General features: G+C 53.7%; 7 protein-coding genes. All 7 read left to right on the forward strand.

Annotated elements, in window-relative coordinates:
- Positions 1 to 75: 75 nt before the first annotated feature.
- The 7 genes from V6M87_RS26725 to V6M87_RS26755 all read left to right on the forward strand — a co-directional run bounded on the left by V6M87_RS26725 (position 76) and on the right by V6M87_RS26755 (position 11263).
- The gene (locus tag V6M87_RS26725) at positions 76 to 996 is read left to right on the forward strand and encodes a glycosyltransferase (RefSeq protein ID WP_332879717.1); all 921 of its coding nucleotides are present in this window, start codon (positions 76 to 78) and stop codon (positions 994 to 996) included.
- Positions 996 to 3053: an asparagine synthase (glutamine-hydrolyzing) gene (gene asnB, locus V6M87_RS26730; RefSeq protein WP_332879718.1), complete on the forward strand. Its 2058-nt coding sequence runs from the start codon at positions 996 to 998 to the stop codon at positions 3051 to 3053. The genes V6M87_RS26725 and asnB overlap by 1 nt, the downstream gene beginning before the upstream one ends.
- A 105-nt stretch (positions 3054 to 3158) precedes the next feature.
- Entirely contained in the window at positions 3159 to 4331 is a 1173-nt protein-coding gene (locus V6M87_RS26735; RefSeq protein WP_332879719.1) for a glycosyltransferase family 4 protein, read from the forward strand.
- A gap of 209 nt (positions 4332 to 4540) precedes the next feature.
- Complete coding sequence (locus V6M87_RS26740; RefSeq protein ID WP_332879720.1) at positions 4541 to 6196, forward strand: GNAT family N-acetyltransferase; 1656 nt, start codon at positions 4541 to 4543, stop codon at positions 6194 to 6196.
- Positions 6197 to 6303: 107 nt separating this feature from the next.
- A complete protein-coding gene (locus V6M87_RS26745; RefSeq protein ID WP_332879721.1) occupies positions 6304 to 7428 on the forward strand; it encodes a hypothetical protein in 1125 nt (374 codons plus the stop codon).
- Between the two features lie 7 nt (positions 7429 to 7435).
- On the forward strand, positions 7436 to 8554 hold the full coding sequence (locus V6M87_RS26750) for a glycosyltransferase family 4 protein (protein WP_332879722.1): 1119 nt from the start codon (positions 7436 to 7438) through the stop codon (positions 8552 to 8554).
- A gap of 798 nt (positions 8555 to 9352) precedes the next feature.
- The gene (locus V6M87_RS26755; RefSeq protein WP_332879723.1) at positions 9353 to 11263 is read left to right on the forward strand and encodes a DUF4832 domain-containing protein; all 1911 of its coding nucleotides are present in this window, start codon (positions 9353 to 9355) and stop codon (positions 11261 to 11263) included.
- Positions 11264 to 11310: the final 47 nt, after the last annotated feature.

The raw sequence follows: 11310 nt of genomic DNA on the forward strand, positions 1-11310 counted from the left end.
GTTCACGTGGCGGCGGAAACGATACGCACGTTACGTGAAATGGGCGCACTAAAGAGTTGTGTATAACGAGGTGGGTTGTACCGCCTTCTTCGAACAATGCAGCCGGACATCGTGCAGACATGGCTGTACCACGCAGACTTTTTAGGCGGGCTGCTGGCGCGGCTGGCGGGAAACCGTAACGTGATATGGGGAGTCCGGACGACTGACGTTAACGTTGGTTGCGCGCGTGCCACATCCCTGATTCGTTACTTTTGCGCGGCATTGTCGCACTGGGTTCCGCATACCATCGTGTGCGTGGCCGATGCCGCGCGGCGCTCTCACTTCATGATTGGCTACGATCCCGCTCGCATGGTAGTCGTGGGCAATGGTTTTGATCTCGCGGTGCTCAGGTCCAGTCACCATGAACGCAGCCAGTTGCGCTCCCAGTGCGGGTTCAATGCAGACCATATCGTGCTCGGTACCGTAGGGCGGTTCAATCTCGACAAGGACCACGCCAACTTCGTGAAGGCTGCGGGCCTGCTCGCTGCAAACAACGATCGTTTGCGTTTCCTGATGATCGGTAGAGACCTGGACCACGCAAACAGCGATCTGATGGCTTGGATCAATGAAACACAGCATGCCGATCGCTTCGTATTGCTCGGCGAACGTGTCGATGTTGCGGTCTGCTTGGCGGCAATGGACATCTTTTGTTTGTCTTCACGCACAGAAGCCTTCCCCAATGCTGTGGGTGAAGCAATGGCAATGGGTTTGCCGTGCGTCGCAACTGATGTGGGCGACGTGGCCGCGTTGATGGCAGATACCGGCCTGGTGGTGCCGAAGGCCAATCCTGCCGCGCTTGCCCAAGGTATCTCGCGGTTGCTTGCGCTCGGTGCCGATTTACGTTTTCAAATGGGACAAAAGGCGAAGGAGCGTATCAGGGCGACATACACGATGGTCAATGTTCGGCAGCGATTCGAGCTTCTTTACGAAAATATTATCGCGAGGGGGAAACGCTAATGTGTGGATTTACCGGTTACCTGGGGATGACCTCGTTCGGCATCCAGGCAGAACAAAAAATCTTGCTAAAACGCATGACCGATACACTCGCGCATCGTGGCCCCGATGACGCCGGCTACTGGTGCGACAGCGAGCGTGGTATCGCTCTCGGACATCGACGCCTGTCGATTCTTGATTTGTCCGACGCTGGCCATCAACCGATGCGATCGCCTGCAGGACGCTATGTGATCGTATTCAATGGAGAAATCTATAATCATATGCTCATGCGCGAAGAGCTCGACAAGGGGCCGGCGGCGCCGGCTTGGCGTGGCCATTCCGACACTGAAACTTTGCTTGCTGGCTTCGATGTGTGGGGTGTGGAGGGGACGGTAAAGCGTGCGCTTGGCATGTTTGCGTTTGCTGTTTGGGACCGGCAGACGCACATGCTCACCCTTGGTCGCGATCGGGTCGGTGAAAAGCCCTTGTACTACGGCTGGCAGGGACGCGGCAGCCAGGCAGTGTTCCTGTTCGGTTCCGAATTGAAGGCTTTGCGCACGCATCCCTCGTTCGACAACATCATTGACCGGGGCAGCCTCTGCCTTCAGTTAAGGCACAGCTATGTGCCTGCGCCCTACTCCATTTACCGGGGCATCGCCAAACTGGCGCCAGGTTGCCTGCTGACAGTCTCTGCCAGGCAGCCGGAAACCCGATCGTGGACATACTGGTCGGGCCTTGAGCAAGCTGTAACGGGGGTGATGCGTCCGTTCGTCGGTACAGAACAGCAAGCTGTCGATCAGTTGGACGGCTTGCTGCAGGACGCCGTGCGCGCCCAGATGATTGCTGATGTACCACTTGGCGCTTTTTTGTCCGGCGGCGTTGATTCGTCGACAATCGTTGCACTGATGCAAGCGCAATCTCCACGTCCCATCAAAACATTCTCGATCGGATTTCACGAGGTGGGTTTTAACGAAGCAGAATATGCCAAGGCCGTGGCCGTACATCTTGGGACAGAGCACACCGAGCTTTATGTCAATGCAAGACAAGCCCAGGCGGTTATCCCGCAGCTACAGTCGATGTACGATGAACCGTTCTCTGATTCTTCGCAGATCCCCACCTTTCTGGTATCTCAACTAGCCAGACAGCACGTGACGGTAGCGCTCTCCGGCGACGCCGGCGACGAACTATTTTGCGGATACAGTCGCTACCAGTTCGCTGCGAAACTTTGGCGCACCATCAATAGAGGTCCCGTATCGCTGCGCCGGCTCGCCGCAAAAGGCATTACCAGTATTTCGGTCGAAGCATGGAACAAGACGGCCGCGAAAATGGCGCATTTTTTACCTGCGTCTCTTAAGTTCGCTAATACCGGTGACAAGCTACACAAAGGGGCGCAAGTCCTGGCAAGTGCAACTCTGGACGCCGTGTACCTCGGGCTGGTATCCCACTGGGATGATCCTGCATCGCTCGTGATTGGCGGAAGTGAACCGCCGACCCTATTACGGGGGAACGCGCCGCGGTTATCGGGGCTGGACGGGATTCAAAGAATGATGGCCCTTGACTTGGTGACCTATCTGCCCGACGACATTCTTGTCAAAGTAGATCGCGCTGCGATGAACGTCTCGCTGGAGACCCGGATCCCGTTTCTCGACCATCGCGTGGTTGACTTTGCCTGGAGTTTGCCGCAATCGCTGAAGTTGCGTGACGGGACAAGCAAGTGGGCTTTGCGGCAGGTCTTGTACAGATATGTGCCAAAAGCGATGATCGAGCGCCCAAAGATGGGATTCGGGGTGCCGATTGGCAGTTGGCTACGCGGGCCGTTGCGGGAGTGGGCCGAGAGTTTGCTGAATGAATCGCGCCTGAAACAGGAAGGTTTTTTCGATGCCGTCCAATTGCGAAAAAAATGGCATGAACACCTTTCCGGACAGCGCAACTGGCAATTTCACTTGTGGGACGTGCTCATGTTTCAGTCGTGGATCGAACAACAAGTGGCCGATCCTACTGGCGCAAGCCGCGTTTCATTCAGCAGTTTGCGACATAGCAATTCTCTTTGCGCGCCAGAAGGAACGGTGCGCGCTGAATAGTTTTTTACTCTTTTCGATTTAACTGGATATGCATTCAATCTACTAATTACCGCAAAGTTTTCTGGATAGATGGCCAGAATGGCGATGCTATGAGGGCAGCTGATCATGAACAAGAAAATTGTAATTTCAGTCAATGCGGCTTGGAACATTCATAATTTCCGCTCCGGTTTGGTAAAAGCCCTGATTCGCCATGGATATGAAATTATGGTCATGGCACCAGATGACCGGTATTCGCGACGTCTTTCTCTGCTGGGCTGCCGCTTCAAGGTGATCCATATGGATAACAACGGCACCAGCCCAAGTCATGATTTAGCACTCCTGGTAAAATATTGGCGGGTACTTCAGTCAGTGCGCCCGCTTGCTTATCTTGGCTACACGATCAAGCCGAATGTGTATGGATCGATTGCGGCGCATGGGCTCGGAATTCCTGTTATAAATAATATAGCAGGTCTCGGCACAACCTTCATCAACCAAACTTTTATAACGAGTCTGGTAAAGCGTTTATATCGTTTTTCATTGCGCAAATCGAATCGTGTATTTTTTCAAAATTCCGACGATCTGAACCTGTTTGTTCAGGCAGGTTTGATTCAGCCCGGCACGGCCGATGTTTTGCCGGGGTCGGGAATCGACTTGAATCATTTTTCTCCTTCACCGCTTCATCGGGTGAGCAAGCGTGGCTTCCGGTTTTTACTGGTATCGAGGATGTTACGTGATAAAGGGATTGAAGAGTTCGTGGCTGCGGCGGAAATTGTACGCAAATACATGCCCGCGGTGCAGTTTCAGCTGCTCGGCCCGGTGGATGAGAAAAATCCGAATGCCGTCTCGTTGGAAAAAATAAAAAAGTGGGAGAGGGATGATCTGGTCAGCTACCTCGATGAAACAGATGATGTCAGACCCTATCTGAACAACGCCGACTGCATTGTTTTGCCATCCTACCGCGAAGGCACGCCGCATTCACTTCTTGAGGCGGCCGCAATGGAACGTCCCATCATTACCACGGATGTCGCTGGGTGCCGGGAGGTTGTTGACCATGACGACAACGGTTTTTTATGCAAAGCGAAAGACGCTAACGATCTGGCAGAAAAAATGATGCAAATGGTCCACCTTTCGCATGAGCAGCGGTTGGCAATGGGAGTAAGAGGAAGGATGAAGGTCGTCACGGAATTTGACGAGAATATTGTCATCGAAAAATATCTCAACGCAATCAGACAACTCGAATTTCTCGGCAGGGGCAGCAGCGTACGGCTAGCACAGCCATCCACTGAGACGATAAGATAATCGGAGGTAGTCTGTCGGTGCGGTAATTTTATGCCGTTTGAAAGATTGGTGAGCCCGGGATCTCTCGCTGGGAATGATTGATATCTTGCCAATGCACTGCAGCGTACAATTGCAGGCTAGTATGAAGTCACAATGTACCGATCGGTTGCCGACTAGCAAACTTAATATAATTGACAGCAATTGTTTCAGACGTCTCGAACGGAAATGTTATGACTGTGCAACTGTTGACTGGAAGTGAAGCACTTAATCGCATTAATTCCCTGGACTTCCAGTCTCGGTGGCTGAAACTGTACAATGAATGTTCTTGGGCTACCGCCTTTCAACACCCGGACTTTGTCACTGCCTGGTATGGACTTTATTGCCTGAATTTTTTACCTGTCATTGTATTTGCGGAATCCGATCATCGTTCCTTTTCCGGAATCTTGACACTCGCGTTATATGCGGATGGCAAAAAACTTACCGTAGCCGGGGCCCAGCAGGCCGAGTATCAGGGATGGATCCAGGTGAAAGATAGGGGCGAGATATTTATTGTCAAGGCAGTGCAGAAGATTCGGACACTATTCCCTCACGCTGATATACATCTCAGATATCTTCCGCCCGGGATGCCGCTCGATGGACTCAAGCAGCTAGATGGCCATGCAAACATCTGTTCATTGCGCACTCATGCCAGACCGCTCATGAAAATTGATGCTGGCGCCATGGAGCGTCAGCGAAACAAGAAAAATTACCGGCAAAACTACAACCGCCTGAAACGTATCGGGGAGGTGCGTTTCGAACGCATCCTGTCGCACGATGATTTCATCAGGGTCTTCGATGATTTATGTTTTCAATATGATTTCAGACAGGCTGCGCATTTTTGGAATACCCCTTTTATTAGTGATCCAGCCAAGAAGAAATTTTACCTTGCGCTATATAAAAAAGGCTTGCTGCACGTTTCTATATTGAGAGTAGATAAGCAGGTGGCAGCGTCTCACATCGGCCTGCTGACGCAAGGGCGCGCCGTGCATCTTTCGATTACGACATACAATCCGGAACTTGCATTGCACTCTCCGGGAAATCTTCTGCTGGCCATGCTGGGGTTGACGATGTCCCAAGAGGGAGTGCCAGTGCTTGATTTGACGCCAGGTGGCGATAAATATAAAGAGCACTTTGCGACAGAATATGATGTGGTTTCGGAACTGACAATCTACTGCGATTCCAGGCGTCGCTTCAGAAAGGAATTGTTTGCGAGTCTGGTGCGGTTTGCAAAAAAGACACTGCAAAAAAGTGGTTGCCGTGCAGTGGACTTTTCTGCGGCAGTCAGACGACTGCAGTGTGTGAGATTGCATGGTCTTGTTAGCGTTGCAGCAATGCTGCGCATGCGATTCAGCGCCCGCACTTGCTCGCTGCGCTATGTGCGAGCCAGGAGCGAGTCATTGGGCTGTGAAATGTCTATTGGAAAGAATAATTTGCACGATGTCTGCAGATTTGATTCAGGTGGATCGTCAGTCAGGTATTGTGATTTTTTGCGCGGGGTGATGAAGCGTCTGGAGCGTTCGCATTGCCTGTATAGCTATACCCAGAACGCTACGCTGCTTATTTATTGCTGGGTCAAATTTTCTGTTGAATCGCTACCCTTACAGCAGTCAGCTCTATTGGCCGCACCCCAGGTGCGGCGCATTATCCTGTTTGATTTTTACGTGCACCCTGTTTTAAATGGCAACGAGCTCGTTCCGGGTTTTGTGACACAGATTTTGCGAGATTTGGAAGGATCCGGCTGTGCTGAGGAGATTTACTATGAAGGGGTCTTGAATTCCGGATTGCGTGCAGCATTCGACGAGTGTGGCTTTGTCGATATCGCGGACTCCCCTTGCGGGAGCGTGTAGTCATGAAGGCGCGCACAAGGTCTTCGTTAGAACGACGGGCATTCTTGTCCCGAGGGGCATGCGTGGGTGTGGCTGTTTTTGTGCCGGCACTTCTGGAGGACGCGAAGATGAAGAGGAGCCTGCGTGGCAAAGCGGGAGATATTGGCGGTGCCGTGGTGCCATCAACCTTGATCAATCTTGCGGATTATCGCGGTGCCCCAGGGGCAGGGCCGGCCTTGCTAATCAGCGCGTTCAGCAAGGCCTTTGCTGCATTGGCCGCCACTGGTGGGGGTACCTTGTTGGTGCCGGCAGGCGACTATGACTTCGGGAGCTATTCCGACGCCAGCACCGTTATTTTATGCCGCGATTTTTGCAACATTGCGATTTCGGCCTATGGGGCGACCTTTCATGTCAAGACAGTGGCGAATGTCGTCCCGACTCTTTTTTATTTCGTTAACTTTACGAATATCACAATTGCAGGGGCGAGCTTCGTTGATCATGGGTTTAGTCCACGGTTTAACTGGCGCGGGATGTATTGTGTCGGAATTCAGGCAGACAAGTTAAGCAAAGGATTTCGGATGGTCGACTGCTATGCGGAAAAGGTTGTTGGTTTATTGGCATCGAATAATAATTCTGATGGCCGGTTTTATCTTGCAGATATCAGCGTGCACGGCGAGGTGCAGCATGCCTACTATGGCGTTGGTGCCAATTTTGTCAGGGAAAACGTCCACGTCGAGTTGGTTTGCCATAATGTAAGACGCGCCTTCATTGCGTATGCGCTGCGCAATTCAGAAATAACCATCATATCCCGGAATACCGCAGCTTGGCCGGGTAGTAATGGTCTGGTTGCGCTGGTATCGACCGGGGGCAGAGCCGGAAACGTCGAGAATGTTCGCGTCCGGGTCGATGTGTCAGGTGAGTGCATACACAGCAGTTATGTGCATTTCTATCACCAAGGTAGCGAGAAGGTGGGCTATATGCGCGACATTGATGCAACAGTGCATGTCCGAAATCGGGATGCAACGCGAAACGTGTTTGTCTTCGATCATGAAACTGACCGTCTGCTCCCAAGAACTGCGCGCGTTTGGGACCGTATCTGGCTTCACGGTAGCCTGGTTGGAAAACTCAGCGGGAGGGTCATATCAAACGTCTCGCTGACCACGTCGCCTGGCACTGTTTATCTGGATCATAATCTGGCAGAACTGGATAAGTTTGTTACCCCGGGTGCCGGTTTTCATATTCAACCAAGGTGATATTCCTATGCGATTACTTGTCTATATTCATTCTCTCGAAAATGGTGGCGCAGAGAGAGTTGTGGCAAATCTTGCCAACTATTGGGTGTCAATCGGATGGGATGTCACTGTGGTCACGGTAGCGCCGACGGCGAGAGATTTTTATACGCTGGATGGGGCGGTCAAACGCGAAGCGTTGAACCTCGCCGGCGGCAACCCCAATGTGCTTGCCGGATTTGTGCGGACCGTCAGACGGGTACAAGCCTTGCGACAGGTGTTGCAGCGTGTACGGCCAGACATCGCGTTGTCCGCCATGCACACGGCAAATGTCATCCTGGCGATGGCGGCGCGCGGGGTGCCCGGCGTGCGCGCTATCGGCTCCGAGCACAATTTTCCTCCAAAGGCGCCAATGGGGCTGATTTGGGAAACGCTGCGGCGCCACGCATACGGCCATCTGACTGCTGTGGTTGCGTTGACGCAAGAATGTGCCTGCTGGCTCGCTGCGCACTCCCATGCGACCCGCATTCCTGTTATTCCGAATGCCGTGCGCTGGCCGTTGTCGAAGCACGAACCGTCGATCAGCCCGGCCGTATGTTGTGCTGCCGGTCGCCAGATCCTGCTGGGCGTTGGGCGGCTGAGCTCGGAAAAGAATTTCTCCGCTTTGGTGGAGATTTTTTCCCGTCTGGCGAGCAAGTATCCGGCCTGGGACCTCGTCATCCTTGGCGATGGACCTTTGTCTGGCGCGCTGCATCTGCAAGTACAAGCTGCCGGCTTGCAGCACCGTGTGTTTTTGCCTGGGCGTGTCGGCAACGTTGGTGACTGGTACGGGCGCGCGGCCCTGTATGTCATGAGTTCGCACTTCGAGGGATTTCCCAATACGCTGGTTGAAGCCATGTCCTATGGCTTGCCTGCGGTCAGTTTCGATTGCGATACAGGTCCCAGAGATATCATTCGACACGACGTCGACGGCTTACTGGTTACGCCGGCGGACGCGGAGGGGATGTTACTTGCCTTGGGGAAGCTTATGGCCGACGCAGCCTTGAGAGAGGCATTTTCACGTCGTGCGTTAGAAGCGAGGGAACGATTTTCTATGGAAAAAATTTCTTCTATGTGGGAAGGCTTGTTCCTGTCTTGTTCGCCTGCATAAATAGAGCTGCGCAGCCCTGATCGCAATGGCCCAGGCGGCCGCGCGTTCGTCGATATCTCGCCCACTCAGCGCCAACCTTTCTCGGTCCCGGGCTGCCACTCGGCAGCAGCGGTACTGTCTCGGCACACCCATCTCCTTTTCAAGCGTAGCGCATCGGTCTGTGAAGATTGGTGACGTCGTCCCTGCCTATGTTCGTCTGTTCTCTCCGCACACTGCCCCCTGACTAATCCTTCGGCGACCGTTTGCGTGAGTCTCTCATCGCCCTCAGCTGACATGGCGCCCGCAGTGATATAGATAAGGAACATCCATCTTCTTGCCGTATTGCATTTTGTGCAAGGAAATAAATTTCATGATTTGGGGAACTTATTCCCAAGAAACATGCTCCAAGCTAAGTGTTTTTTAGAAAAAGGAGCGACTTTTATGATCTTGCACAAACCGCCTGAAAATGCGCGGTTTCTTAGCACGAAGAGTATTGGCAACAAGTGCAAGCCAGGTTGGCGCACCGCCTTCCTTGGTTGTTGCTCCTTATCTTTTGAGAAGCGCCTTCGGGTGCATTTTCAGTCAACCACCGCGGTGCGTTAACCAGCGCCATTTCCTTACTCACTAACCCTCGCATCACGTAATTTAATTTTCTCGTCGTAGTCCTTCCGGACTAAGCCTGCACTCGCACTGCGAGAGGCAGTTGGATTGTCACGTTTTTTAAAATCCTGTGGCTTTGTTCTGCAACTTGCTAGGCAAGAGGCAGGGGGATTCCTACGTGTTTGGTTTTTATCATTTTTATAGTAAAGCGATTATTTAATGGCATACGTTCAACAGCTTTCCGCACCTTTCATTCGTCGCCCGATCAGCCTCTTGCTGGTTTGTGCCGGACTCGTTTCAAGCCCACTTGCCATGTCGGCAGTAAGCAATGCAAGTGCCGCCGCGGCAATCACCGCAGCCCAACCCACGGTGACCAATGACGGAACCAATGCCACTATCAGGATTCCTTACGCCGGCTCGCCGACGTGGTTTCGCGTACATATTGATTCAGACCGCGTGGCGTCGACCGGATTTCCGGTCAATGGGATCGGTTCAAGCTTCTTGGTCGAGAATGGTCGCCTGTACAAATACACCGGCAGCAATGGTGCATGGGCTTGGACATTTGTCAAAACCCTGCCTTATACCTTGGCCAACGGCGTGGCTTCGGTGACAGTGAGCCGTTCCGATATCGGCGGCGGCGCCAGCGCGAATCTGGTCGCGCAGGTCGATGCCTTGCCCGCATCGGCCATCCTGCCGGTTTACTTCAGTCAGCCAACACCGACGCCAACGCCAACGCCAACGCCAACGCCAACGCCAACGCCAACGCCAACGCCAACGCCAACGCCAACACCAACACCAACACCAACACCAACACCAACACCAACGCCCACCCCTGCACCTGGCGCCTCGGTACCCGTCAACTACACGGCCAGCAACGCGACCATCGCCAACCCTGAGCGGGGCCTCTACCGTCATGTGAGCTGCGAAACGCCGTATAGCCAGAGCCAATTGACCAACTTCCGTACTTCGGACGGCGAATCGCTGGTCTTGTGCGTGTTCTATCTCCGCAACTTCGTCAATTCGTCGATCAACCAGACCACCCTCAACCTGTTCCAGCAGCAAATGGATACCGTGCGCAAGGCCGGCCTGAAGGCGATCGTCCGTTTCGCGTATGCCGACAACAATTCGCCAGTCGATGCGACGCCTGCAATGGTCAATACCCATCTCACGCAACTCGCACCGTACCTGAGCACCAACAAGGACGTCATCCTGGTCGTGCAGGCGGGCCTGGTGGGCAGTTGGGGTGAATGGGGCAATACGCAGAACTATGGCGACAGCTATAACATGACCACGAAGAACATCGCCGACCGCAAATCGGTCGTCGACAAACTGCTGCAAGTGGTGCCGGCCGAGCGCATGGTGCAGTTGCGTATGCCGCTGTTCAAAACCAAGCTGTACAGTACAACGGCACTCACCAGCAGCGAGGCGTTCACGGGTACCGCCAAGGCACGTCTGGGTTTCCACAACGACTGCTTCCTGTCGAATGCGTCCGATTACGGGACGTATATCAATCCGTCGTCAGAGTACCCGTATATGCAAGCGGAAACCAACTACGTGCCTACTGGCGGCGAAACCTGCGCCTATGTGGCCCCGCGTAGCGATTGCCCGACCTCCTTGGCCGAGATGACCAAACTCCACTGGTCGTACTTGAACCTCGACTACAACGTTACGGTGCTCAACGCGTGGAGAAACCAGGGCTGCTTCCCGCAAGTCGAGCAAAAACTGGGCTATCGGTTTGTCCTGAAGAGCGGCACATTTTCAAGCAGCGCCAAGCCGGGTGGCGCTTTCGCCTTGACCTTGCAGGTGCAGAACCTGGGCTGGGCGGCGCCGTTCAATAGCCGCAATGTGGAGCTGGTGTTCCGCAATACGGCCAGCGGCGCTTTGTATCGCGTGAAACTTGCCGCCGACCCGCGCCGCTGGCTGGCGGGCCAGACTGTGACGATCAACGAGAGCGCGGTGCTCCCGGCTGGCATGCCCAAGGGTTCTTATGCTGTACTGCTGCATCTCGCCGATCCGCAAGCGTCGCTGCACGATCGGCCGGAGTACGCTATCCAGCTCGCCAACACGGGAACGTGGGAAGCCGCGACTGGCTTTAACAACCTCAACCACACAGTGGGCATTGCCCCTTGATGCAAACTTGAGGTAAAAAGTGGTAAGCCGTGCGCGCCTGGTATCAA

Origin of the sequence: Massilia sp. S19_KUP03_FR1, assembly GCF_036688685.1 — a bacterium.
Classification (GTDB): Bacteria; Pseudomonadota; Gammaproteobacteria; order Burkholderiales; family Burkholderiaceae_D; genus JALYUM01.